Annotated in this window: 23 protein-coding genes; 18 read left to right on the top strand and 5 right to left on the bottom strand. The window is 70.4% G+C overall.

The window, feature by feature from the left end:
• Positions 1 to 13: 13 nt before the first annotated feature.
• From HYZ11_03145 to HYZ11_03120, 6 genes are all read left to right on the top strand, one after another.
• Positions 14 to 1,936 carry a hypothetical protein gene (locus tag HYZ11_03145; GenBank protein ID MBI3126582.1) on the top strand — a complete coding sequence of 641 codons (1,923 nt, stop codon included), beginning with the start codon at positions 14 to 16 and terminating at the stop codon, positions 1,934 to 1,936.
• On the top strand, positions 1,933 to 2,940 hold the full coding sequence (locus HYZ11_03140) for a hypothetical protein (protein ID MBI3126581.1): 1,008 nt from the start codon (positions 1,933 to 1,935) through the stop codon (positions 2,938 to 2,940). Before HYZ11_03145 ends, HYZ11_03140 begins: the two co-directional genes overlap by 4 nt.
• Positions 2,937 to 4,157, top strand: a complete 1,221-nt coding sequence (locus HYZ11_03135; protein MBI3126580.1) for an MFS transporter — start codon at positions 2,937 to 2,939, stop codon at positions 4,155 to 4,157. Before HYZ11_03140 ends, HYZ11_03135 begins: the two co-directional genes overlap by 4 nt.
• 235 nt (positions 4,158 to 4,392) lie before the next feature.
• Positions 4,393 to 4,863, top strand: coding sequence for a redoxin domain-containing protein (locus tag HYZ11_03130; GenBank protein MBI3126579.1), 471 nt, complete (start codon positions 4,393 to 4,395; stop codon positions 4,861 to 4,863).
• 5 nt (positions 4,864 to 4,868) lie between these two features.
• Positions 4,869 to 6,101: an AmmeMemoRadiSam system protein B gene (amrB, locus tag HYZ11_03125; protein MBI3126578.1), complete on the top strand. Its 1,233-nt coding sequence runs from the start codon at positions 4,869 to 4,871 to the stop codon at positions 6,099 to 6,101.
• A 156-nt stretch (positions 6,102 to 6,257) separates the two neighbouring features.
• Positions 6,258 to 7,247 (top strand): ornithine cyclodeaminase family protein, encoded by a 990-nt coding sequence (locus HYZ11_03120; protein ID MBI3126577.1) that lies wholly within the window; start codon positions 6,258 to 6,260, stop codon positions 7,245 to 7,247.
• Between the two features lie 155 nt (positions 7,248 to 7,402).
• On the opposite strand, the gene HYZ11_03115 is transcribed toward HYZ11_03120, so the two are convergent.
• Positions 7,403 to 7,897 (bottom strand): hypothetical protein, encoded by a 495-nt coding sequence (locus HYZ11_03115; GenBank protein ID MBI3126576.1) that lies wholly within the window; start codon positions 7,895 to 7,897, stop codon positions 7,403 to 7,405.
• A gap of 73 nt (positions 7,898 to 7,970) precedes the next feature.
• Here HYZ11_03115 and HYZ11_03110 point away from each other — a divergent pair, with 73 nt between their 5' ends.
• The 3 genes from HYZ11_03110 to rpmB all read left to right on the top strand — a co-directional run bounded on the left by HYZ11_03110 (position 7,971) and on the right by rpmB (position 9,409).
• Positions 7,971 to 8,756, top strand: a complete 786-nt coding sequence (locus HYZ11_03110; protein ID MBI3126575.1) for a class I SAM-dependent methyltransferase — start codon at positions 7,971 to 7,973, stop codon at positions 8,754 to 8,756.
• Between the two features lie 246 nt (positions 8,757 to 9,002).
• A complete protein-coding gene (gene rpmG, locus HYZ11_03105) occupies positions 9,003 to 9,152 on the top strand; it encodes a 50S ribosomal protein L33 (protein MBI3126574.1) in 150 nt (49 codons plus the stop codon).
• Positions 9,152 to 9,409: a 50S ribosomal protein L28 gene (gene rpmB, locus HYZ11_03100; GenBank protein MBI3126573.1), complete on the top strand. Its 258-nt coding sequence runs from the start codon at positions 9,152 to 9,154 to the stop codon at positions 9,407 to 9,409. The genes rpmG and rpmB overlap by 1 nt, the downstream gene beginning before the upstream one ends.
• Positions 9,410 to 9,888: 479 nt before the next feature.
• On the opposite strand, the gene chrA is transcribed toward rpmB, so the two are convergent.
• Positions 9,889 to 11,109 carry a chromate efflux transporter gene (chrA, locus tag HYZ11_03095; GenBank protein MBI3126572.1) on the bottom strand — a complete coding sequence of 407 codons (1,221 nt, stop codon included), beginning with the start codon at positions 11,107 to 11,109 and terminating at the stop codon, positions 9,889 to 9,891.
• A 99-nt stretch (positions 11,110 to 11,208) separates the two neighbouring features.
• A complete protein-coding gene (locus HYZ11_03090) occupies positions 11,209 to 12,012 on the bottom strand; it encodes a DUF169 domain-containing protein (GenBank protein MBI3126571.1) in 804 nt (267 codons plus the stop codon).
• A 486-nt stretch (positions 12,013 to 12,498) separates the two neighbouring features.
• On the opposite strand from HYZ11_03090, the gene HYZ11_03085 reads away from it, so the two are divergent.
• The 3 genes from HYZ11_03085 to HYZ11_03075 are packed head-to-tail and all read left to right on the top strand — an operon-like array spanning position 12,499 to position 15,961.
• Positions 12,499 to 14,031: an ABC transporter substrate-binding protein gene (locus tag HYZ11_03085; GenBank protein ID MBI3126570.1), complete on the top strand. Its 1,533-nt coding sequence runs from the start codon at positions 12,499 to 12,501 to the stop codon at positions 14,029 to 14,031.
• Positions 14,032 to 14,085: 54 nt separating this feature from the next.
• Positions 14,086 to 15,027 (top strand): ABC transporter permease, encoded by a 942-nt coding sequence (locus tag HYZ11_03080; GenBank protein ID MBI3126569.1) that lies wholly within the window; start codon positions 14,086 to 14,088, stop codon positions 15,025 to 15,027.
• A 4-nt stretch (positions 15,028 to 15,031) separates the two neighbouring features.
• Complete coding sequence (locus tag HYZ11_03075; protein MBI3126568.1) at positions 15,032 to 15,961, top strand: ABC transporter permease; 930 nt, start codon at positions 15,032 to 15,034, stop codon at positions 15,959 to 15,961.
• Positions 15,962 to 16,145: 184 nt separating this feature from the next.
• Here the strand turns inward: HYZ11_03075 and HYZ11_03070 are convergent, their stop codons facing one another.
• Both HYZ11_03070 and HYZ11_03065 read right to left on the bottom strand, forming a co-directional pair.
• Positions 16,146 to 17,816, bottom strand: coding sequence for a M28 family peptidase (locus HYZ11_03070; protein ID MBI3126567.1), 1,671 nt, complete (start codon positions 17,814 to 17,816; stop codon positions 16,146 to 16,148).
• 82 nt (positions 17,817 to 17,898) lie between these two features.
• Complete coding sequence (locus HYZ11_03065; GenBank protein MBI3126566.1) at positions 17,899 to 18,477, bottom strand: hypothetical protein; 579 nt, start codon at positions 18,475 to 18,477, stop codon at positions 17,899 to 17,901.
• Between the two features lie 132 nt (positions 18,478 to 18,609).
• Between HYZ11_03065 and HYZ11_03060 the strand changes: the two genes are divergently transcribed.
• From HYZ11_03060 to HYZ11_03035, 6 genes are all read left to right on the top strand, one after another.
• Complete coding sequence (locus HYZ11_03060) at positions 18,610 to 19,512, top strand: NAD-binding protein (protein ID MBI3126565.1); 903 nt, start codon at positions 18,610 to 18,612, stop codon at positions 19,510 to 19,512.
• Between the two features lie 67 nt (positions 19,513 to 19,579).
• Positions 19,580 to 19,927, top strand: a complete 348-nt coding sequence (locus HYZ11_03055; GenBank protein MBI3126564.1) for a hypothetical protein — start codon at positions 19,580 to 19,582, stop codon at positions 19,925 to 19,927.
• A 47-nt stretch (positions 19,928 to 19,974) separates the two neighbouring features.
• Positions 19,975 to 20,544, top strand: a complete 570-nt coding sequence (locus HYZ11_03050) for a YceI family protein (protein MBI3126563.1) — start codon at positions 19,975 to 19,977, stop codon at positions 20,542 to 20,544.
• 213 nt (positions 20,545 to 20,757) lie between these two features.
• A complete protein-coding gene (locus HYZ11_03045; GenBank protein MBI3126562.1) occupies positions 20,758 to 21,867 on the top strand; it encodes an acyl-CoA dehydrogenase family protein in 1,110 nt (369 codons plus the stop codon).
• A 109-nt stretch (positions 21,868 to 21,976) separates the two neighbouring features.
• On the top strand, positions 21,977 to 22,480 hold the full coding sequence (locus HYZ11_03040; GenBank protein MBI3126561.1) for a MaoC family dehydratase: 504 nt from the start codon (positions 21,977 to 21,979) through the stop codon (positions 22,478 to 22,480).
• Positions 22,481 to 22,484: 4 nt separating this feature from the next.
• The gene (locus HYZ11_03035) at positions 22,485 to 23,219 is read left to right on the top strand and encodes a hypothetical protein (protein MBI3126560.1); all 735 of its coding nucleotides are present in this window, start codon (positions 22,485 to 22,487) and stop codon (positions 23,217 to 23,219) included.
• The last annotated feature ends 33 nt before the right edge of the window (positions 23,220 to 23,252 follow it).

Raw genomic sequence — 23,252 nt, 5'->3', positions numbered from 1 at the left:
AGGGGATCGTTTCGTGCCGTTTCCCGAAGCCGATGTCCCGGCCCTCGTCCCGAGCGTCCTCCTCCCCGCGCTCCGCTACCTTTTTGGATTGGGCGCCGCGCTGGCGGCCGGGGGGGCCGTCCTCATGCTCCTGCCCGCCCTCGAGGCGGGCCGCAGCCTGGACCCCCGGTGGGGCCGGCTCGCGGAGCGGGACGCCCGCTGGACGCTGGTGCTCCTCCTCGGGGCCTTCCTCGCGGGAGGGGGCGCCTGGCTGGGGGAGATGGTGCTCTGGCCCCGGGCGGCGGAGCGCCTGGCGGCGGCCTTCGGGCCCGCCCTGGGGGCGGGCGCCCTCCTCGCCCTCGCGGGAACGCTCTGCCTCGCCCTCTACGCCTTCGGCTGGAGGAACGGGCGCGGGGGAGGGCGCCTGCATCTCGCGTCGGGCGCCGCCGCCGCCGCGGGAATCTGGGCGGGCGCCCTGGTGCTCGCCTCGCTCGGATCGTTCCCCGCGAGCCCGGGAGTCTGGCTGGAGTCGCGCGCCCTGCGGCATGCCCTCCTGCACCCTTCCGCGCCGCCCGCGGCCCTGCTCTGGGCGGCGGAGGCGATCGCCCTCGCGGCCGCGGCGGGCCTCGCAGCCGCCGCGGGCCAGCGCGACGCCCCCTGGCGGCTGGCGCTGGCGCGGGCGCTGGGCTCCTGGGGGGCCCCCGCGGCGTGGGCCGGGGCGGCGGGCGCGGCGTGGTGGGCCTATTCGATCTCGCCGGAGGAGGCCCGGACCTTCCTCGCGCTGGCCGGGGCGGCCCTCGCCCTCCAAGCGGGGCTCGGGATGTATCTCTACCGGTGCGCCGTCCGCGACCCCCGCAGGCTGAGCCGATCCGGGGCGCTCCTCGCCCTGCTCGCCGCGGCGCTGTCGCCCGCGCTCGTCCAGCTCGCGGGGGCGGAGGCGCGGGGGCCCTTCCTCATCCGGGGCGGCATGTACCGGAACGGGGTCCTCGTCTCGGAGATTCCGGAGCTCCGCCGGGAGGGCTTCTGGCGCCCGGCCCCCTGGCGGCCGGGGGAGGAGCGGCCCGCCCCGCCGGAGCTGGGCGCCCTCGTCTTCCGGGCCGAGTGCGGCCCCTGCCATCCCGCCTGGAAAGAGGGCGCGGGCGGGCTCCCCCCCTTCCGGGAGCAGGGCGCGCCGCTGCGCTTCCTCGGGGAGATGGAGAAGCGGCATCCGGCCTTCCCGGCCTTCGCCGGATCGGACGAGGAGATGAAGGCGGTGGCCTCCCACATCGAGGGGATGCTGAAGGGGGCCGGGGTGGCCCTCGCCGTCCCCGCCCCGCCCCCCAAGCCCGCCCCTCCCGCGCCCCCGAAGAAGAAGGAAGAAGAGAAAAAGCCGCCCGCCCCGGCTGCGGCCGCGCCCCGGCAGGGGCCCCTCACGGGGCAGCCGGCCCCCCTGGGCCAGCCCGCCTCCCCCGGCCAGCCCGCCAAGCAGGGCGATCCGGCGCGCCTGGGGGACCCGGCCTCCAAGGGCCAGCCCGCCCCTCTCGGCCAGCCCGCCCCCAAGGGCGAGCCCGCCGCCCCCGCGCCGGAGACCCCCCCGGTCCAGGCCCCGGCCGCTCCTCCCGCGCCTCAGGCTGCTCCCGCGCCGCCCTCGCCCTCGGGCCCGCCCGCCCCGCAGCCGCCACAAATCCCACCCGCCCCGAAGCCCTCCTCCGCGCCCGCCGGCCCGCCCATCCCCGAGGGCCAGCCCGGGCCTTCCACTACCCCGCCCCGCCCGCCCGAGATCCCCCCGCCCAGGCTTCCCGCCCCCGCTCCGGTGCCGCCGGTCGCGCCCATCCAGCCGGTTCCGCCCGTCGCGCCGGAGCCCGCGCCATCCCAGCGGCGGGAGGAGCCGCGGCCCGTCCCGCCGCCTCCGGCCCCGCCCGCGCCTGCGCCCCCTCCGGGCGGCGGGAGCGGCAGCCCGGGGGTGCCCGGACCATGACGGCGCTCATCGCGGGGCTCGACGGCGGGCGCATCCTCGGGACGCTGCTGGAGGTGGCCCTGGCCGCGTCGCTGTGGGCCGGCATCTCGCTGCCGCTGGCCGCGGCCCACCTGGAATTCTGGAGCGGGAGGCGGGGGAGGCCCGAGGACCGCGAGGCGGCGGCCCGCCTGGGCGAGGCGGCGGTGGCCAACCTGGGCGTCCTGGCTGCCGCGGCCGCGGGAACGATGCTCCTGGCCCTGGTCCGGAAGCCGGACCGGCTGCTGCCCCTGCTGATCTGGCTGGCTCCGGTCCTGCCCTGGGCCTGGCTGGCGGGGACGGCTTACGCGGCGCTGGTCCTTCTCTACGCCTCGGACTGGGGATGGAGAGGAAGGCCGCCCGCCGCGCGCACCGCCTGCGGCGCGGCCGCGGGGCTCCTGGCCCTCCTGCTGGCGGCGGTGCGCGAGAGCGCCGAAGCGGCGGCGTCGGCGCCCGCGCTCTGGCCGCTCGTGGCGGAGAACCCGTGGGTGATCTTCCGGCAGCCGGGGGCGGCGCTGTTCACCCTGCACCACGCCCTGGGCGCGGGGGCCGCCGGAGGGGTGGCCCTGATGCTGGCGGGCCGCGGGGCGTTCCGCTGGGAGAGCTCCGTCCCCCTGAGCGCGGGCGCCCGCCTCATCCGCTGGGGCGCGGCGTGCGTGCTGGCGTCCTCGGCGCTGCAGATACTGCTCGGGGCCGCCTGGGTGGGCTCGAAGGGACCGGCCTGGGTGCGGGCCACCTTCTACGGCGGGGGCCGGCCGCTGCTCATCGGCGTCGCCCTGCTCGTGGCGTCGGCCATCTTCCTGCTGGAGGTGGCGGTGAGCGCGCTGCGGCGCAAGGGGAGCGCCCCCCGGGCGGGCCTGGCCGCGGCCGCCCTGCTGGCGGCGGTCGCGCTGACGGCGGGCTGGGTGCGCGCCGGGGTGGAGGGCGCCTCCCGCCCGGGCCCGCCCAAGACGGTGCGGGCCGAGACCGGGGGGCGGGCCGCGAGGTGAGAGAAGGCCCGACATCCCGCCGTCCCCTCCACTGGGGCTGGCCCCTGGGGTCGGCCTGCGCCGCCGCGCTCGCGGCCTTCGGCTCCCTCGTCGCCACGAGCGGCCTCATCGAGCGCATCCGCGCGGACCTGGGCCTCACCTACGCGCAGGGCGGCTTCCTCCTCTCCATCCCCTTCCCGCTGATCGCCTTCTTCGCCGTGGCCGGGGGCCGCGTGGTGGACCTCCTCGGGGCGCGGCGCGTGCTCATGGCGGGGGGGCTCCTGGTGCTGATCGGCGGGGGCGGCCGCGCCTGGGCGGGGGGCTTCGGGGGCGTGGCGCTGGGGACGGCCCTGGTCGGGGCGGGGATGGGGCTCATCTTCCCCGTCCTGCCCAAGATCGTGAGCGGCGGTGTCCCCCCCGGGCGGCGGAGCCTGGGGGCGACGCTCTACACCGTCTCGCTCGTCAGCGGGGCGGGGTGCGGGGTGGCCCTCTCCCACCTGATGGGCGGAGCGCTCGGCCCCTGGCTCTCTCCCGGGGCTTCGGGCGCCGTCTGGCGCGGGGGCTACCTCGCCTGGGCGCTCCTGCTGGGGGCGGCCCTCCTGCTCTGGGGGGCGGTGGGATCGGGCGGGGAGGAGGAGGCGGAGGCGCCTCCTTCCTCCGCGAGCCTCTCCCAGGCGGTGCTGCGCAACCCGGCGGTGTGGGGGGTGGCGGCCTCCCTCTTCATCAACAACCTCGTCTTCTACACCGGCCTCGGCTGGCTCTCCTCCCTCCTCGCCGGGAAGGGCTGGAGCCCGGCCGGGGCGGCCGGGCTCGTCTCCCTCATGCCCTGGCTCGGGGTGGCGGCGGTGCTGGCGACGGTGCCGGCGGCCCGCGCCATCGGCGGCGACCGGAGGATGATCGCGGCCTGCGCCCTCCTGACGGCGGCGGGCCTCGCGGCGATGCCCCCCGGCGGGCCCTGGCTCGCGGCGGCGGGCCCGGCCCTCCTCGGCTTCTCGACGAACTTCTGGTTCCTGCTCTGCCTGGCCTTCCCGGCCCGCCGGGTGGAGCGCGCCCATGCAGGGACGGCGGGGGGCCTCATCATCGGGGTGGGCTACCTGGGAGGCTTCATCGGCCCCTGGGCGGCGGGGGCGCTGCGCGACCTGGCCGGGGGCTTCGGCCCCGCCGTCTACGCGCTGGCGGCCCTCTCTCTCCTGGGGATCCTGACCGCGCCCGCCTTCGAGGCGGGCCCGAAGGAGTGAGGGAAGAGCGCCCGCGCTGGCCCGGCGGAGGGCTTCCCGCTAGAATTGCCGCTCCGGTTGCTGTTGAATTGCCGTTCCCCCCTTCCTCCGGGCCTTCGCCCGCCGAAGCGAGCTTTGGGAAGGCGGGAGGGGGCAGGGGGAGGGAAGGGCGGTCGCCACCTCATATCTTTCCCCCTCCCCCGGAGGGCGAGCCGCAGAGCCTAAGCCGTTCGGTTTTCCTGCGAAAGGAAATTGCATGACTCAAGACGCCTCCCCCCGCCCCGGCGCCCAGGCCCCGGACTTCCGCCTCCCGAGCACGGAGGGGGAGGTGCGCCTGGGGGAGTGGACGGGAAAGGGGAAGGTGGTCCTCGCCTTCTACGCCGAGGACGGCACGCCCGCGTGCGCCTCACAGCTCGAAGGCTTCAAGGCCGAGTACGGCCTCATCCGGGAGCTGGGGGCCTCGGTGATCGGCATCAGCCGGGACGATCTCGCGAGCCACCGCGCCTTCGCCGGGCGGGCCGGGGGCTTCCCCTTCCCGCTGGCGAGCGACGCCGACCTCGCCGTGGGCCGCGCCTACGGGGTGGACGACCCGGACTCCCGGCGCCACCGCCGCGCCGTCTTCGTCATCGGGGAGGACGGCGGCGTCCTCCACGCCGACACCCATTTCCAGCCGGGCAGCGTGCCCGCCATGACGGCGGTGTTCGAGGCCCTGGGGCTGGAGTTTTGAGCGCCGTGGACCTGCCCCGCCTCCGGCCCCTCGAGGTGATCCCGACCGAGCAGGAGGGCCGGCGCGCCCTCATCCTGCGCGACCCCTTGCACCTGAGCGAGGCGGTGCTGGTGGTGCCGCTCCCCCTCGTGCCCGTCCTCCAGCGGATGGACGGCCGCCACACCCCCGCCATGATCCGCGAGGAGATCATGGCCGCGCACCGCGTGGACGTGCCCGAGGCGAACCTGCGACAGATCGCGGCTCAGCTCGAGGAGGCGCACTTCCTCGGGGGGGAGGGCTTCGACGCCTGGAGGCGCTCGGTCGAGCGCGCGTTCGTCGAGTCCCCGGAGCGGCCGAGCTTCCTGGCCGGGAAGAGCTACGACGCCGACCCGGCCGCCCTGCGTGCGAGGCTCGATGGCTTCTTCACCCATCCGGAGGGCCCGGGCCTCCCCGAGCGGAACGGCCGGCCCGCGAGGCCCCTGCGGGGGCTCGTGGCCCCCCACATCGACTTCCACCGGGGCGGCACGACCTTCGCCTGGAGCTACCGGGCGCTCGCCGAGCGCTCGGACGCGGACCTCTTCGTCGTGCTGGGCACGGTGCACGCCCCGACGCGCGGCTTCTACACCCTGACGGAGAAGGGCTTCGAAACCCCGCTCGGCACCCTGGAGGCCGACCGCGGGTTCATCCGCGCCCTCACCCGCCGCGCCCCTGGCGACCTCTTCCGGGACGAGTTCGCTCAGCGGGCCGAGCACTCCATCGAGTTCCAGGCCGTCTTCCTCCGCTACCTCTACGGCGGGGAGCGCGAGGTGAGCTTCGTGCCCCTGCTCGTGGGCTCCTTCGGGGAGTTCGTCGCCGAGGGCCGCTCCCCCCGGGGGGACGCGCGGGTGGAGGGCTTCGTCGGGGCGCTCCGGGAGACGCTCCGGGAGGCCGAGGCGGCGGGGCGGCGCCCCTGCCTCCTCGCCAGCGTGGACCTGGCCCACGTGGGGCCCCAGTTCGGGGACGAGGACCCGGTGGACGGGGAGCGCCTGGCCGCCCTCGATCGGGCGGACCGGGCCTCGCTCGAGGCGGCCTGCCGGGGGGACGCGGAGGCGTTCTGGTGGAGCGTCGCGGAGGACGGGGACGCCCGCAAGGTGTGCGGCCTCGCCCCCATCTACACCCTGCTCCGCACCCTGGACGGTTGCCGGGGGGAGGTGCTGCGCTACAGCCAGTGGCCCGACCCGAACGGCACCGTCACCTTCTGCAGCGTTGCGATTGAATGATCCAAACCTGCCACCAGGGTTTGTCCGTAGGGGCGAGGCATGCCTCGCCCCTACGGAAAGACGCGATATGCGGTTGGCATTTCCCTCCCCCTCCCGGAGGGTGGGGGAGAGGCCAGGCCGGTTGAACATCATCTATCGAGGCAAAGGAGATTCACCGTGCTCTACCTGAACGAGAAAGAGATCGAGAGCCTCGTCACCATGCCGGACGTGATGGAGGCGGTGGACAAGTGCTTCAGGCTCCAGGGGGAGGGCCTGGCCCCGAACCAGCCGAGGCGGCGCATCTTCATGCCGAAGGGCACCCTCCACGCCATGTCGGGGGGCCTCGTGGACGGCGGCGAGTCCTACCTCGGGGTGAAGGCCTACACCACCTTCCCGGGGCTGGGGACTCGCTTCATTTTCATCCTGTGGGACGCGAACTCGGCCGAGCTCCTCTCCTTCATGGAGGCGAACATCCAGGGCCAGCTCCGCACCGGGGCGGCGAGCGGGGTCGCGGCCAAGTACATGGCCCGGGAGGACGCCTCGGAGGCGGGCCTCTTCGGCACGGGCTGGCAGGCCCGCACCCAGCTCGAGGCCCTCTGCTGCGCCCGGCCCCTCAAGAAGGTGAAGATCTACAGCCGCTCGCCCGAGAAGCGCGAAAAGTTCATCGCCACCATGCAGCCCAGGGTCAAGGCCCGGCTCGTTGCCGTAAGTTCCCCCGCCGAGGCGGTGCGGGGCTCCCAGATCGTCTGCACCATGACGAACGCCAAGGACCCCGTCTTCGACGGCAAGGACCTCGAACCCGGCACCACCGTCATCGCGGCGGGATCGAACCGGGCCGCCAACCGCGAGGTGGACGAGGAGACCTTCCGCCGGGCGGCCAAGGGGCGCATCGCCACGGACAACATCGAGGGCTCCCGCTTCGAGAGCGGGGACCTGATCGCGGCGGTGGGGGCGAACGCCGTCCAGTGGGGCCAGGTGGTCGAGATCGGCCTCATCGCCTCGGGGCGGATGCCCGGCCGGGCCTCCCGGGACGAGATCAACCTCTTCCTGAGCCAGGGGATCGCCATCGAGGACGTGGCGCTGGGCGCGCTCCTCTACAAGCGCGCCAAGGAGCGGGGCGTGGGGACGAAGCTCCCGGTCGAGGGCGTCTTCAAGAAGGCGACGTGACCACCAGAATAATCATTTTTTTGATGGTGGCGAGGGCGGAGGCGCAGGTCTCGGTCTGATAGGGGGTTCGCCGCGTGGAAGTTGGCGATCCTCCCTTAACGGGATATTAGGAGTAGGCTTTGGTGGAGGAATCGGCGCGTTAGGTCCCTTGCCCATCATCTATTCCTCCCGAGGTAAATAAAGCCTTCAACGACTCCGTAGGCAATGCCTAGGATGAAGAGGATGAGGGCAGTGCCACCTAATAAAATGCTATACCAAACTTTTGGCTGAATGTTCTGGGCCTCTTCGTCAAATTGAGCAAAAGTTATTCGATTTGAGATAAAATTACTATATACCTTTGTCACTTTTCCATAGTAATAATTCAGACGTAAATATTCCACGCCGACTAAGATTGCGGAAAATATAAGCCCGAGAGTGAGAAAAAGGAGAGGGTATCCGAGGCTTAAGTCGGGCAGTTTAGTAAAGGTTGCTCCCTTATAGCTTAGGACAGCGACCGCGCCCCCACCGTTCAGTAAGAAAAGATGTTTGATGTACAGAAAGGCAGCTTGATTAATTTGATCTTCGCCACGTATGTAATAACTTGTATGCTCCTGATGTATCTTTGATTTGTAATCATCAGGAAAATCCTTAAATTTTCGATTGTCGTTCAAGAGTTTTCCTCCACCGCAATATATGTGAAATTATACCAATTTCTGTCCAATAAAGTCGAATGAGGCTGTAGCCATGGGCTTTTATAAAAATGAGGCCGCCCGCCTGAACGTCGAGAGCTTCACCCGCCGGGCGGACTGCTTCACCGAGCGCACGAAGGGGGACCCCATCCCCGCCCTGCGCCGCGCGGTGGAGCGGATCGGCTTCGGCCCGGGCCGGTGGGCGGCGGACTTCGGGGTGGGCACGGGCAACTCGGCCCTCCCCTTCCTCCAGGCGGGCGGGCGCGTCCTGGGCATCGACATCACCCCGGCCATGGCGCGCTCGGGGCGCAAGCGCCTCGCGGAGGAGAGCCTGGCGAGGAACGCCCACTTCGTCCTCGCCCTCTGTGAGCGGGCCCCGCTGCCGGACGGGGCGGCGGACTGCGCCGTCTGCCGCAACACCTTCCACCACCTGGCCCGGCCCGAGGAGGTGCTGCGCGAGATGGCGCGCGCGGTGCGGCCGGGCGGGGTCGTCCTCCTGATGGACCACCTCTACCCGGACGACGGCCGGGAGCGCGCCCGCATCGAGGAGATCGACCATGTGCGCGAGCCGGCCATGGTGCGCATCCTCTCGATGAAGGACATGCGCGCCCTCTTCGCGCGGTGCGGCCTGGAGGTCGAATCCGCCGAGACGATGAGCCGGCGGGACACCTTCGACAACTGGCTCCGCGGGGCGGAGACGGCGGCCGGGAGCGTCCCCTTCGTCCGGGCCGGGGTGGAGCGGCTCCGGGAGGAGGGCGGGAGCTGGATGGCCCCTGAGGGGGAGGGCGCGGGCCTCACCGTCCTCCGCTGGGACGCCCTGGTGACGGGGAGGAAGGGGTAGGGGAATCCTCGCGTTCCGGTGGCTTCTCTCCTTCCGTGGGGGCGGTTCGCGAACCGCCCCTGCAAAAGGCGCCCGACCGTTGCGTCCGTAGGGGCGCACGCCCCGGACGATCCCCCCCCGGCTTGATATTTCCCCCCGGCTCGGCTATGGTTTGGCCTTCCACCGGCGGGGCGGGGGGCGGTGGGCTCTCCTAACCGGCGGATTTTTCTTGGGTTGAAGGCTTTCGTCGGCTGAAAGGCTGGGGCCATGCGCGAGATCATCCAGTTGGAATGCACCGCCTGCAAGAAGTACCGCTACTCCACCACCAAGAACAAGCGGAAGACGACCGACCGGCTGGAGCGCAAGAAGTACTGCAAGTTCTGCCGGAAGCACGTGCCGTTCAAGGAGACCAAGTGATGGCGGCCTCGAAGAAGCCCCTCGCCAGCCGCCGCTGCGCGGTGACGGGCCGCACCGTCAAGTTCGGCAACAGCGTGAGCCACTCGAACCGCAAGACGCGGCGGCGCTTCGAGCCCAACCTGCACGACAAGCGGTTCTGGGTGCCCGAGGAGAAGCGCTGGATCACGCTGCGCGTCTCGGCCCGGGCCTTGAAGACCATCGCCAAGCGCGGCATCTCGGTCGTCCTGGCCGACATGCGCCGCAAGGGCGGGAAGTAGGGGAGGTTCGCGAACCGCCCCCGCGTTGCATCCAAGCTTCTCCGGACCGGGCGCCGCAGGGCGCCCGGTTTTGTTTTTTCCCCCCAAGCATGAACCAGCGCGAAATTGGACGAAATTGCGGTAGCGGCTCCTCCGCGCCCGGGGCGTATCTTGCCCGAGGGCCGCGGCGCGCCCGCCCTTCCGTAGAGGCGCACGGCCGTGCGCCCGTGGAGACCGGGAGTGACGGCAAATGACGCTTAGTGACGGATAAAGCCCATGAAAAAACGCTGTGGCGCGGTATGACCACCCCGGGGTGCGCATCTGAGACCCGCCCCACAGAACCGGGAGGCCATCGGGTGGCCGTCCAACCGCCCGTCACGGATATTGAGGGATATTGAGGGAAAAAGCGCGTCAAAAGACCCCTTTCCTCAGTCGACTGTGCGCGGTGAGGCCGGGGGCTTCCGGCGGTTTCCGGGAAATTCCGGGGGATTCCGGCATTTTCATCCGCCCGGCTTGAGGACGCCGGCCGCCAGGGCGGTCAGGATGACCACGATCCAGGGGGGGAGCTTCCACAGCATGAGGAGGCCGAAGGCGGCGAGGCCCAGGGCGAAGTCGAGGGGCTTGTGGATGGCGCTGGTCCAGACCGGGTGGTAGAGCGCCGCCAGGAGCAATCCCACCACGGCGGCGTTCACCCCGCGCAGGGCGCTCTGGACGGCGGGCCGGGCGCGCAGGGCGTCCCAGAAGGGGAGCGCCCCCACGATCAGGAGAATGGCGGGAAGGAAAACCGCGATGAGGCAGATCGCGGCCCCGATCCAGGCGGTGGGCGGGGTGGCCATCACGGCCCCCAGGTAGGCCGCGAAGGCGAAGAGCGGCCCCGGGATGGCCTGGGCGGCGCCGTAGCCGGCGAGGAACTGCTCGTTCGTCACCCAATCGGGCCGCACGGCCTCGGCCTGGAGCAGGGGCAGCACCACGTGGCCTCCCCCGAACACCAGGGAGCCCGCCCGGTAGAAGCTGTCGACCTGGGCCAGGGCATTGGAGGGGACGGCCCGGGCGAGGAGGGGCAGCAGGACGAGCAGGCCGAAGAAGAGAATCAAGGAGGCGGCCGCCACGCCGCGCCCCACCGTGCGGCCGAAGCCGTCCGAGGCGGAGGCCTCGCCCTTGAGGAAGGCCCAGCCGATGATCCCCCCGATGAAAATCACCGCCACCTGGGACCAGGCGGCGGGCACGGCGAGGATGAAGATGGCGGCGAGGATGGCCACGGTGGCGCGGGGAGGATCGGGGGCGAGGGAGCGGGCCATCCCCCACACGGCCTGGGCCACCACGGCCACGGCCACGATCTTGAGGCCCGAGAGCCAGCCGCTCCCGGCCGCCCCCTCGAGCGCGCTCACCCCGAAGGCGAAGAGGACGAGGGCGAGGGCCGAGGGCAGGGTGAAGCCGAGGAACCCCGCGAGGCAGCCCGGCAGCCCGGCCCGCATGACGCCCACCCCCATCAGCACCTGGCTGCTGGCGGGGCCGGGGAGGAACTGGCAGAGCGCGACGAGGTCGGCGAAGGCGCGTTCGTCGAGCCACTTGCGGCGCACCACGAACTCCTCGCGGTAGTAGCCGATGTGGGCGATGGGACCCCCGAAGGAGGTGAGGCCGAACTTCAAGGAGACGAGGAGGTATTCCCAGAAGGTGTTGGGGTGAGTGACGGCGGCTTTCCGTTCCGTGGCTTCGGCCATGAGACTCCCCCGGCTATCCTGGAGGAACCGCGGACGCTTCGCACGAGAGGGCGGGGCTACTATAGCAGAAAGTCTTTGGGCGGCGGAATCGAAAGGGGGTCAGGGGCGTTCGGGCGGGCGGTCCTCGTCGAGCATCTTGCGGTAGGCCTCGTAGGAGGGCGGGAAGCCCCCGGTGTAGTTCAGCCAGTTGGTGACGGGGTAGCGGGTGGCGCCCGCCTTGTGGGTGGCCTCGAGGCCATCGAGGATCTCGTCCATCGCATCGAACGGAAAGCTGAAGGCCACCTCGTGATCCTGCACCTGGCCGAAGATGCGGTCGCCGGTGCAGGGGACGATCATCTGGGGCTGGCCGGTCGTGTGGGGGGCGATGGCCAGGTCGGCGCAGTCGATGCGCCCCCGGAACTCGCTCGTGAGGGTGCCGCCGCGCTTCCAGAGCCAGGCCTGGCCCAGCCGCATGATTTGGGCGCTGTTACCGTAGACGATGATGGAGTGGGGCTCGAAGGCGGCCCGGCCGAGGGGGGCGGCCACCACGCCGACGTGCTCGCCCTCCGGGAGGCGGGGGACGCTCTCCTCGCTCAGGCGGCCGGCCGCGAGGCTCTCGGTGTAGAGCTGGATGCAGAGGTTCCCCTCCTCGTAGTGAGGGAGGCGCCGCTCGATGCCGAGCGCCATGGCCCCCAGGACGCAGCTGCTGTCCTCCCGCCCCAGGGCCACAACCCAGCCGTAGCGCCGGGCCATGGAGATCGCCTGGCAGGTGGTGAAGCGGTTCCCCAGGTCCTTGAGGGGCCGCTTGGCGCGGGGGGGCAGCTCGTCCCAGCTCTTCAGGAACCGCACCGCCACCGGGAAGGTGTTGAGCCTCAAGTGGCGGTTCAGGCGCTCCTCGCATTCGGCCATCCGGGCCGCGTCCATGCAGGTTCCTCTCGCGTGGAAGGGGTGGCGCGGGGCCATAATACCATTTTCGGAGGGAGCGGGGCGCCCGTGGCCGGTTTGCATGACGGGCGATGGATGGGTTGGGCCTTTGCCCTCCGCGGGGGGCTTTGGCCTCCGACCTTCAGCCGGCCAGAGCCGGCTTTCGGCCGGCGTAGGCCGAAGGAGGGGATGGGGGTGAGGAAAGCCGCGTTCGGGATGGCGGCAGAATCGCCAAACCGGCCCACGATTCCCCAATCCCGGCGATTTCATGCGCCGGAAACGGGCTTGAAATGAAAGTGGGGTTTAACTAGGATGCGGCATCGCTCTGCGAGCGTCTCCTTGCGTTTCCGTGACGGCCGCGGGACTCCCATCCCGGAGCACGCCCCCCGGCGGATGCCGGGCGCCGCGCGGCTTCCATGCAGGCACACGCCCCGCGCCGAAGGGCGGACCGCCGCCCCGGGGGGCTTCTTTGGAGGGGAAACCTTGATGCGCACGATGATAAGAGGATTCGCGCTGGCGCTTTGGCTCGCGGCGGGAGCCGCCGTCCTCGTTCCGCCCGGGGCCTCCGCCGCCCCCGGCGGGGAGCAGGCGATCCGCGTCCGGGCGGACGACGATCTCATCACCATGGACCCGGCCTACATCGGCAAGCCCTCCGACCACATGCTGGCCATGAACGTGTTCAGCGGGCTGGTGCGCCTCAAGGCGGGCACCCTCCAGGTCGAGCCCGATCTGGCCACCCGTTGGGAGCTCTCCCCTGACGGGCGGACCTACACCTTCCACCTGCGGCGGGACGCCAAGTTCCACAAGGGCTACGGCCCCGTCACCGCGCGCGACGTCAAGTTCTCCTTCGACCGCATCAAGGACCCGAAGACGAAGTCGCGCTTCCGGGGCTCCCTCCAGTCGCTCGAGAAGGTCGAGGTGGTGGACGACCACACCGTCCGCCTCACCATCAGGCAGCCCCATCCCGCCTTCATGGTGGCGGTGCTGGCCTTCCGGCCGGGCTGGATCGTGAGCGAGAAGGCGGTCAAGGAGAAGGGCTCCAAGTTCGGGCAGGACCCGATCGGCTCGGGGCCCTTCATGTTCGAGAAGTGGGTGCGCGGGAGCGAGATCGTCCTCGCCCGCAACCCGGACAGCTGGGAGAAGGCGCACCTCTCGAAAGTGGTCCACAAGGTGATCCGCAACGACACGGTGGCCAAGCTCGCCATCGAGCGCGGCGACCTGGACGTGGCCACCCTGCTCGAGGGTGCCTCGATCCAGGAGATCAAGAAGAACCAGAAGCTGAACGTCCTCGCCACGCCGGGCTACGCCACCCATTTCATGCAGTTCAACCTCAAGCGCAAGCCCTTCGACGACGTCCGCGTGCGCCGCGCCTTCCTGCACGCCACCGACCGGGAGTCCATCGCCAAGCACGTCTTCTTCGGCAACGCCACGCCCCGGCACAACCTGCTGAACCCCCACGTCTTCGGCTACAAGGAGCTCTACAACCCCTCGGACTACGATCTGGAGAAGGCGAAGAAGCTCCTCGCCGAGGCGGGCCACCCCAACGGCATCGACGTGGACGTGAACGTCATGCCCTCTTCCCAATGGCCCCAGATGGCCGCCGTGCTCCAGGAGCAGTGGAAGAAGGCGGGCATCCGAGCCAAGATGAACGTCCCGGAGCGGGCCATCTACGACAAGCGGTCGCGGGCCGGGCAGTTCGACGTCGTCTTCATCCGGATCACCCGGAGCGACGCCGACCAGTACCTCTACGAGTACTTCTTCAGCAAGAGCCAGCCCTACCCCAACGCCTCGGGCTACATCCGGGCCGACGACCTCCTGCTCAAGGCCCGCCACACCGTGGACGACGAGCAGCGCAAGGCCTACATCGAGCAGGCGGAGCGGAAGATCCTCGCCGAGGACGTCGCGGGCTTCGCGATCGTGAACGTGAACTACGTCGTCGCCATGCAGCCCTACGTGAAGAACAACGTGCCCACGTTCCAGGACTCCTTCCCCTGGCGCCAGGTCCGGATCGAGAAGTAGCCCTCGCCGCCTCCCCCCGCCCCCGGGCGGGGGGAGGCCGGGATTCCCGCCGCCATGCGCTACGCGATTCAACGCTTCTGGGCCACTCTGCTGACGCTGGCGGCCGCCTTCGTCATCGTCTTCTTCATCGTCCATCTCGTGCCCGGCGACCCGGCCGCCCTCATGCTCTCCGACCTCGGCGGGGACAAGCAGGCCGTCGCGGACCTGCGCCGCGACCTGGGGCTGGACCGGCCCCTCCACGTGCAGTTCCTCCGCTACCTGGGCCGCGCGGTGCAAGGCGACCTGGGGCAGTCCTACCGGAGCCAGCGGCCGGTGATGGCCGAGATCGCGGCCATCTACCACCACACCCTCTACCTGGCCTTCGGCGGGGTCCTCATCGCCGTCCTCATCGGCATCCCGGCGGGCTTCCTCTCGGCGGCCTACCGGAACAGCTGGATCGACCGGCTGTGCATGGTGGGAGCGCTGTCGGGCATCTCGATGCCGGTGTTCTGGCTCGGCATCCTCCTCATCATCTTCCTCTCGTTCCAGCTCAGGCTCTTTCCCACCATCGGGGTGGGCGAGCCCTCGAGCCCGACCGACGTGGTCTGGCACCTCTTCCTCCCCGCCCTCTCGCTGGGGTTGCGGGGGGCGGCCCTCATCGCCCGGGTCACGCGCTCGAGCTTCCTCGAGATCCTGGGGCAGGACTACATCCGAACGGGCCGGATGAAGGGCCTCTCCGAGGCCGCCGTGAAGGGCAAGCACGCCTTCCGAAACGCGCTCCTGCCCATCGTCACCGTGATCGGGCTGGACCTCGGGCAGCTCCTGGGCGGCACCACCGTGACGGAGGTCGTCTTCAGCCGCCCCGGCATGGGGACGCTGCTGATCGAGTCGGTGCTGGCGCGCGACTACCCGATGGTGCAGGGGACGATGCTGGTCTACCTGCTGGTGATCATCTTGGTGAACCTCGCGGTCGACCTGATCTACGGATACGTCGACCCGCGCATCCGGTACGGGTGAGGCGATGGTGGCGGCGGGAACGGTGACCCCTGGTGCGACGGCGGAAGAAAAGGGCGCCCTCACCGCGCGCCGGGGGGCGCTCCGGCTGCTGCTCGGCTCCCCCTCGGCCCTGGCCGGGGTGATTCTGGTGCTGGGCGTGGTGCTGGCGGCCGTCTTCGCCCCCTGGGTCGCCACCCACGAGCCCTCCGCCCAGATACTCGCGGATCAGCTCCAGCCCCCCGGCGCCAAGTACCTGCTCGGCACCGACCAGCTCGGGCGCGACATCTTCAGCCGCATCGTGTGGGGGGCGCGCATCTCGCTGCGCATGGGCATCCTGGCGGTGGCCATCGGGCTGGCGCTGGGGCTGGTGGTGGGCTTCCTCTCGGGTTTCATCGGGGGGTGGGCCGACATGCTCCTCATGCGCCTGGTGGACATCCTCCTCTCGTTCCCCCTCTACCTCCTGGCCATCCTGGTGATGGCCATCCTGGGGCCCTCGCTCACCAACGCCATGATCGCGGTCGGGATCGCCACCTTCCCCCACATCGCGCGGCTGGTGCGCGGCGAGACCCTCGCGGTGAAGGAGCGGGAGTTCGTCGAGGCGGCGCGCGGCCTGGGGGCGGACTACCTGCGCCTGGGGACGCGCCACATCATCCCCCAGATCATGGGGCCGCTCGTCGTGCTGGCGACCTTCCGGGTGGCGACGGCCATCGTCGTGGAGTCGAGCCTGAGCTTCCTGGGGCTGGGCCCCCCGCCCCCGACGCCCGCCTGGGGGCTCATGATCGCCGAGGGGCAGCAGGTGCTGGAGATCGCGCCCTGGGTTTCGGTCATCCCGGGCGCGGCCATCATGGTGCTGGTGATGGGCTTCAACCTGGCGGGCGACGCCCTGCGGGACGTGCTGGACCCCCGCCTCAGGGGCTCCGCGCCGGGCAAGGGCGCCGAGGAGGACACGGCGTAGGGGAGGCAGAGAGAATCGCCTCGGTGCCCGGAACCTCTCCCCCACCCTTACCCTCCTCCGGAGGGGGAGGGTAATTCCAACTCCACCTTGACCTTCTGCTTCTCCCCCTCCCTCCGGGAGGGGGCAGGGGGAGGGAACTCCTCCAGGTGAGATGCGCCGCCCCGCGCCTTGGCGTGAAGCGCCCCTATCTCCCCTCCGCTATCTCCGCCGCCTGGCGCAGCGCTGCGGCGGCGCGGTTGCGCTCCCGCACCAGGCGGGTGTAGAGGAGCCGCCCCTCGTGCGAGGCCGCCCCCGCGGCGAGATAGCCGTTCAGGCGGTGGAGGCCCGGGAAGCGCACGGCGGGCGAGGCCGGGTCCTGGTCGTAGGGCCCCGCCTGGGTGTAGAGCACGGGGTTGAGGGTGTGGCTGATCTTGAGGAGAGCGCGGTTCGCCTCGGGGGCCTTCAGCTTCCCGATGCGCTTCATCAGCCCCTGGGCCGCCCCCCGGAACTCCCGCGCCGCCTCCTCGGCCTCCGCGAGATCGAACGCCCCCGCCGCCTTCTTCCGCAGGGCGGCGAGCTCGGCCTCGGCCACCCCCGCGACCGTCCTCGGGTCGAGGGGCGCCACCTCCATCGAGCAGAGCTCGTGCAGCGCCCCCGCGTAGAGGCGGCAGTGCTCGGCCAGGAGCTTCTTGTCCATCTTGTCCAGGGTGTCGGCCGGGTTGTGCCAGTACTCCGGGAAGCCCGCGTGGGGGTGGTCCTTCTGGAGGTCCGGCGCCCCCTCGGGCAGGACGGGCAGGAACGAGAACGAGGGCACCCCCACCCCCCAGAAGGACTGGTCCGCCATCCGCAGCGGATGGGTGGGGACGGTCTTCTGGCCGCCCAGGCGCTTCACCACGTCCTGCACCCAGGCCGAGATGTCCGCCGTCGAGAAGGGCCGGTAGAGAGTGGCTTGGCGGGCGCCCGGCTGGTCGATGTTCAGGTAGCCCACGCAGCGCGCGCGCAGCTCCTCGAACTTGTGGTCGGCGTACCAGGTCGAGCCCGAGAAGCGCCCGTGGGAGTGGCCGTTGAACCAGATGACCCGGAGCCCTCGCCGGAGCTCCCTGCGGCGGGCGTGGATGAGCCGGGCCAGCTCCATGAGGGTGGTGTCCCCGGCCGCGTTGTCGTTCGCCCCGATCTGCCAGGAGTCGAGGTGGCCGCCCAGCAAGGCGAACTCCTCGGACTTCTTGGAGGGCGAGATGTCGGCCACGGGCATGCGGGTGCGCCGCCAGCGGGTGTCGGCCTTGGACCGCACCCGGAGCCGCACATGCCGCCTCGTCTTGAGGCGGTCGATGAGGTCCTGGCCCTGCTCCCGGGAGAGGGTGACGAGGGGGGTGCAGGGGAGCCGCCCCGCCGTCTCGGGGGTGGGGGAGCCCCAGATGGTCGAGATGGGCCCCTCGTGGGCGTAGCCCAAGTTCACGTACACCTGGGCGATGGCGCCGGCCCGCTCGAAGGCGAAGAAGCGGGCGGGGCTCATCATCCGCTCGGCCACCACAATGCGCCCCGCGACCGAGCCCTCGCCCGGGCCCTCGGCCTCGCCCACGTAGGCGGCGTCGCCCGTCACTCCGGCTTCCCCGGTCGAGGCCGCGAAGACGGCGGTGATAGCGGGGATGCGCTCCTCGTCCTTGCCGAGGATGTCGAGCGAGGCGGGGCCGGGGATGCTGATGTAGGCGTCGAATTCGTGGACGGTCACCGGAATGCCGAGGGCGTCCATCTCGCGCGCGATGTAGTCCACGGCGGCGTTCTCGCCCGCGGTGCCCGTGTAGCGCTCCCACTGGCAGAGCGCCTCCATGTGCTTCCAGAGAAGATCGGCGTTCACGTCGGCGGAGATGGATGCCATCGCGTCCCTCATGCGGAAAATATGGGTAAAAGCGGGGGAGAAGCGGGCCCAGGATAAACGAGCGGGGTGGCGCTGTATAGCGTCAGGGGGAGGGCCGGGCGCCCCCGATCTGCTCCCAGGGGACGCGGTCCAGCGCCTCCCCGATGGCCTGGCCCATCGCGAGGCCCGCGCCCCCGCCCAGGATGCGCGAGTCGTCGTGGGCGCCCCGCCCGGAGGACGTCCAGCGGCCCCGGAGCTTGCCGTCGCTGCCGGCCGCCTCGACCGTGAGGACGGCGGCCGCCTCCCAGCGGTTCTTCTCGAGCGCCGCCTCGAGCCGGGTCAGGACCACGATGAGGCGCCCCGACGCCATCCCCGCCTCCCGGGCCTCGAGCGGATCGAGGCCGAAGGCCCGCATCCGGGGCGCGGCGGCCTCCAGCAGGGTGGAGGCGAGGGAGGCCTTGGCCCGCAGCACGTAGTCCTTGGTGCGGGCGAGGTCGGGCTCCGGGAGGGCGTCCGCCGCCAGGAGGACGTAGCGGGCGCGCACCGGGGCCGTCCGGCCCCGGGGCGCGGGCACGCGGATCTCCACGGGCTGGCTCCTCGCCTCCTGGGTCGCGGCGCAGCCGGCCAGGAGAGCCAGCGCGGCCAGGGGCGCGAGGAGCCGAGCGAGCGATCGGGCCATCATGGAGGCATCTGACTCCTCGCATGGGACGCCCGTCAACCCGCCCGGACGCTCCTTTCGCGGACCGGGCGATTTGTGCGAACCTGGGCGGGTTCCCTCTCCAAAGACCGCTCTCCACAGACAGGAGGTGAGGCCATGGCTTCCGTGGGATTCATTGGACTGGGCCTGATGGGCAAGCCGATGACGCGGCGGCTGCTGGGGGCGGGCCACAAGGTGGCGGTCGCGAACCGCAGCCGCCCGGCCGTGGACGAGCTCGCGGGCGAGGGCGCCGTCCCCTGCGGGAACCCCGCCGAGGTGGCGAAGCAGGCCGAGGTGGTCTTCACCTGCCTGCCCGACGCCCCCCACGTGGAGGAGGTGGTCCTGGGGCCGAACGGGCTGGCGGGGGCCATGCGCCCCGGCAGCGTCCTCGTCGACTGCACGAGCAACCAGCCCGCCAGCGCGGCGAAGGTGGCCAAGGCGCTGGCGGAGCGGGGGGTGGAGATGCTCGACGCCCCGGTCTCGGGCGCCCCCGAGGGCGCGGCCGCGGGCACCCTCTCCATCATGGTGGGGGGGCCGCGCAAGGCCTTCGAGCGCTGCAAGCCCCTCCTCGACGCCCTGGGGCGCAAGGTGGTGCTCGTGGGGGAGGCCAACGGCTCGGGCTGCATCGCCAAGCTGGCGAACCAGGTGCTGGTGGCCGTCACCTTCCTCGGGGTGGGGGAGGCGCTGGTCCTGGGCGCCAAGGCGGGGCTCGACCCGGCGGCGCTGGTCGAGGTGCTGGGCGCCGGGCTCGCCCGCTGCGGCGCCCTCGAGGTCAAGGCGCCCAAGATCCTCTCGGGGGACTTCCGTCCCGGCGCGCGCGTCACGATGCACGTCAAGGACCTGCGCTACGCGCTCGATCAAGCCCGCGAGCGCCAGGTGGCGCTGCCGGGGGCGGCCCTCGTCTCGCAGCTGTTCAACGCCCTGGTGGCGAACGGGGAAGGGGACCTCGACCACATCGCCGTCGTGAAGCAGATCGAGCGCATGGCGGGGGTGGAGGCGCGGGCGCGCAAGTCTTCTTGAGCAGGAGGGGGGCGGCTCCCTATACTGGCATCGGCATGCGGCCCCGCGCCCGCCCGAGGAGAGAAGGGTGAAAGCCGAACCCGTCCTGGCCAAGCTGAACGACCTCCGCAAGGACGCCCAGGGGGAGGAGAGCGTCGAGGAGGCGGCCCTCCACCACGCCTTCTGCTACGTCTCCTACCAGGCGGGGCCCTTCGCCGAGTTCGTCGAGAAGGAAAAGCCCCCCGCCGCCAAGAAAAACACCCCGCCCGGCGAGCGCGCCCGGGAGTACCTCGAGGCGCTCAAGAGGCTCCGGGACGAGGCCGCCGGGGACGCCTCGGACATGGAGTTCATCGCCCTGGACCGCGCGGCCGGCTTCATCTCCCGCACCCTGGGGGATTTCCAGGCCTACCTGGACGAGGCGGGGGAGGGCCGCTGATCCGCCCGCCCTCCCTGCTCCGGCTGGCCGCCCTCGCCCTGCTCCTGATGTGCCAGTCCGCGGCCGCCGCCCCGGTCGTCTACCGCTACGAGGTGATCCCGGAGCGCAGCCGCGTCTCCTTCTCCTTCCGGGGGATCATCCTTCCCAGCGACGCCTATTTCGGGATCGTCCGGGGGGAGATCCTCCTCCCGGTCGGCGACGGCCTCGAAGGGGCCTCCGGCCGCATCGAGGTGGAGACGGCCTCGGTCCGGGCGGGCGACCCCATCCAGGAGCGGATGCTCCGGGACCAGGTGCTGGAGGCGGAGCGCCACCCCAGGGCGGAGCTGCGGGTCCCCGCCGCGCGCGCCTCGGGGCCGCCCGGGCGCCGGGGCCGGGAGCGGGACTGGGAGGCCGAGGGCCAGGGGGTCCTCTCGCTCCACGGCGTGGAGCGGCGGGTCTCCCTCCGGTTCCAGATCGCCGACACGGGGGCCGAGCTTTACCTGCGGGGGGAGGGGGAGGTCCGGCTCTCCGAGTTCGACATGGCGCGTCCCGCGACCCTCCTCCTCATGCCCGGGAGCGACGCGGTGCGGGTGAGGGTGCGGCTCGTGGCGCAGCCGGCGCCGCGCCCCGCAAAATAGCGCGGTTCGCGACGCACCCAGCCGGATAGCGTGGCCCTCGTCCCGCCTCTGAAATAGCGGGGCCCCCGCCCGGGCGGGCCCGAGGGCCGCCGCGCCTTGCCGGGCCGGAAAGCGGTGGTGTAAGGTCGGGCCTTCCCGGGATTTCCGAGTCATTCGCGCGAAGGAGAGGACGTGAACTTCGAGGAGACCGACCTCCAGCGCAGCGTGCGCCAGATGGTGAAGGACTTCGTGGACCGCGAGGTCCGGCCCGTCGCGATGGAGTACGAGCTGGCGGACGAGTATCCCGAGCCCCTCGCCCGGAAGATGCGCGAGCTGGGCTTCTTCGGCTTCACCATCCCCGAGCGCTACGGCGGGGGCGGGATGGACGAGGTGTGCTACGCCATCCTGATGGAGGAGCTCTCGGTCGGGTGGATGAGCCTGGGCGGCATCCTCGGCACCCACATGATGACCGCCTGGATGATCCTGAATTACGGCACCGAGGAGCAGAAGAGCACCTACCTGCCCAGGATGGCGACGGGGGAGTGGCACTCGGGCATGGCCCTGACCGAGCCCGGCTCGGGCTCGGACGCCGCCGCCCTCAAGACCTCGGCCCGAAAAGAGGCCGACTGCTGGGTGGTGAACGGCACCAAGATGTTCATCTCGAACGCCGGGCACGGCACCATGTTCAGCACCTTCGTGCGCACCGACCCGAGCCTCCCCAAGGCCAAGGGCATCTCCTGCCTCCTCGTCCACAAGGGGGCGCCCGGCTTCAAGGTGGGCCGCCACCTGAAGAAGCTGGGCTACCGGGGGATCCGGACGAGCGAGCTCATCTTCCAGGACGCCCGCGTGCCCCTGGAGAACCTGCTCGGGAAGGAGAACGAGGGCTTCCCCATGATCATGAGCGCCCTGGAGGGCGGGCGCATCAACGTCGCCGCGCGGAGCGTGGGCCTCGCGCGGGCCGCTTTCGAGGACTCCGTCCGCTACGCCCAGCAGCGCGAGACCTTCGGGAAGCCCCTGGCCCAGCACCAGCTCATCGCCGCCAAGCTGGCCGAGATGGCCACCCGCATCGAGGCCTCGAAGCTCCTCACCTACCAGGCCGCGAGCCTCAAGGCGGCGGGCAAGCGCAGCGACCTCGAGGCCGGGATGGCCAAGTTCTTCGCCTCCGAGACGGCGGAATTCTGCGCGAGCGAGGCCATCCAGGTGCACGGTGGGATGGGCTTCATCCAGGAGCTCCCGGTCGAGCGCTACTTCCGCGACTGCAAGCTCCTGACCGTGGGCGAGGGCTCGAACGAGATCCAGCGCCTCATCATCGCGCGGCGTCTCCTGGAGAAGTACCCGGCGTAGGAGAAACACGCCGTAAGGCCGTTCTGCGTAGGGGCGTTCCATGGAACGCCCCTACAGATGAAAATCCTGTGGCGCGGCGTCTCCTTCATCTTCGCAGGAGGGAACCCCCATGCCCGAGTTCCAGATGGGCCGCTGGTACGAGGACTTCGTGGTGGGCGAGGTCGTCAAGCACCGCCCGGGCCGCACCATATTGGAGTCCGACAATACCTGGTTCACCCTCCTCACGAACAACACCCACCCCATCCACTTCGACCGCCACTACGCCTCGAAGACACCCTTCGGCCGGCCCATCGTCAACTCGGCCCTCACCCTCGCCATCGTGACCGGCATGACGGTGACGGACATGTCCTACCGCTCCATCGCCAACCTGGAGTGGGAGCACATCCGGATGCCCGCCCCCGTCTTCGCCGGCGACACCCTCTACGCCGAGAGCGTGGTGGTGGAAAAGCGCGAGTCCCGGAGCAAGCCCGACCGGGGCGTCGTCACCATCGAGACCCGCGCCCACAACCAGCGGGGCGAGCTCGTGATGGAGTTCCGCCGCAAGTCCCTCGCCGCGAAAAAGGGCTCGGGCGCCATCCCCGACTACGAGAACATCCCGCTGGACGGGGAGTAGGATAATGGAGGTAAATGAAGCCGATGTAGTAAGCAAACTGCTTACGTTTGGTGAGACTGTTGGGGCCAATGAGCTTGTTTTTGCTTCTGATAAATTTGTGGGGAATCTGCTTAGAGATGATCCGTTTGGATTCTTGCTCGCCTCCTCTATAGACCGCGGTCGTCCCGCAGAAAGTATCTGGCAGATTCCTGCAAAGATTAGAGGTTTGTTGGGCCATTTGGATCCATGCAAAATGGCCAAGATGTCGGAAGATGAGTTGTTGGCAGTTATTCAACAGATTAAAGGCAAGCCCAGATACCCTCGCAAAGCCGCGCGTGCTTTTATTTCAGCGGCCCTCTTAGTCTGTAACAATTATCAGGGCGATACTCGAAATATCTGGATTGGGAGAAAGGCGTGGGATACGCATCGTCGATTGCAGGAAATTAAAGAAGTCGGTCCAGGGATTGCCACAATGATCATATTGCTTCTTGAGAGGCTTAATGAAATTGTATTCGACGCGAGCGAATTAGCTTTTCTTGACATTAAACCCGATGTTCATACCAGACGGGTATTGCGAAGACTCGGATTTACACATGGCGACACAGACCACGAGGCCATTCAGGCGGCAAGAAGACTCTACCCTACTTATCCTGGCAAACTGGATGCGCCATTGTGGGAAATAGGGAGAAAATGGTGTCGACCGCAACATCCAAAATGTTCCGAATGCGTTATGGTGGGTCTATGCTCGCAAGAAGTCTAACAACAACTCGTCAACGGAAAGGGGGGAGCATTA

Source organism: Candidatus Tectomicrobia bacterium, assembly GCA_016192135.1.
Classification (GTDB): Bacteria; UBA8248; UBA8248; order UBA8248; family UBA8248; genus 2-12-FULL-69-37.
This window is presented reverse-complemented; position numbering and strand designations above follow the sequence as displayed.

Excerpts from the sequence above, each read along its gene's own strand:
- HYZ11_03080 (MBI3126569.1), top strand. The coding sequence starts at position 14,086 with ATGCGCTACGCGATTCAACGCTTCTGGGCCACTCTGCTGACGCTGGCG.
- HYZ11_03035 (MBI3126560.1), top strand. The coding sequence starts at position 22,485 with ATGGAGGTAAATGAAGCCGATGTAGTAAGCAAACTGCTTACGTTTGGT.
- rpmB (MBI3126573.1), top strand. The coding sequence starts at position 9,152 with ATGGCGGCCTCGAAGAAGCCCCTCGCCAGCCGCCGCTGCGCGGTGACG.
- HYZ11_03050 (MBI3126563.1), top strand. The coding sequence starts at position 19,975 with ATGTGCCAGTCCGCGGCCGCCGCCCCGGTCGTCTACCGCTACGAGGTG.
- HYZ11_03060 (MBI3126565.1), top strand. The coding sequence starts at position 18,610 with ATGGCTTCCGTGGGATTCATTGGACTGGGCCTGATGGGCAAGCCGATG.
- HYZ11_03075 (MBI3126568.1), top strand. The coding sequence starts at position 15,032 with ATGGTGGCGGCGGGAACGGTGACCCCTGGTGCGACGGCGGAAGAAAAG.
- HYZ11_03065 (MBI3126566.1), bottom strand. The coding sequence starts at position 18,477 with ATGATGGCCCGATCGCTCGCTCGGCTCCTCGCGCCCCTGGCCGCGCTG.
- chrA (MBI3126572.1), bottom strand. The coding sequence starts at position 11,109 with ATGGCCGAAGCCACGGAACGGAAAGCCGCCGTCACTCACCCCAACACC.
- HYZ11_03140 (MBI3126581.1), top strand. The coding sequence starts at position 1,933 with ATGACGGCGCTCATCGCGGGGCTCGACGGCGGGCGCATCCTCGGGACG.
- HYZ11_03085 (MBI3126570.1), top strand. The coding sequence starts at position 12,499 with ATGCGCACGATGATAAGAGGATTCGCGCTGGCGCTTTGGCTCGCGGCG.
- rpmG (MBI3126574.1), top strand. The coding sequence starts at position 9,003 with ATGCGCGAGATCATCCAGTTGGAATGCACCGCCTGCAAGAAGTACCGC.
- HYZ11_03110 (MBI3126575.1), top strand. The coding sequence starts at position 7,971 with ATGGGCTTTTATAAAAATGAGGCCGCCCGCCTGAACGTCGAGAGCTTC.
- HYZ11_03070 (MBI3126567.1), bottom strand. The coding sequence starts at position 17,816 with ATGGCATCCATCTCCGCCGACGTGAACGCCGATCTTCTCTGGAAGCAC.
- HYZ11_03090 (MBI3126571.1), bottom strand. The coding sequence starts at position 12,012 with ATGGACGCGGCCCGGATGGCCGAATGCGAGGAGCGCCTGAACCGCCAC.
- HYZ11_03130 (MBI3126579.1), top strand. The coding sequence starts at position 4,393 with ATGACTCAAGACGCCTCCCCCCGCCCCGGCGCCCAGGCCCCGGACTTC.
- HYZ11_03045 (MBI3126562.1), top strand. The coding sequence starts at position 20,758 with ATGGTGAAGGACTTCGTGGACCGCGAGGTCCGGCCCGTCGCGATGGAG.
- HYZ11_03040 (MBI3126561.1), top strand. The coding sequence starts at position 21,977 with ATGCCCGAGTTCCAGATGGGCCGCTGGTACGAGGACTTCGTGGTGGGC.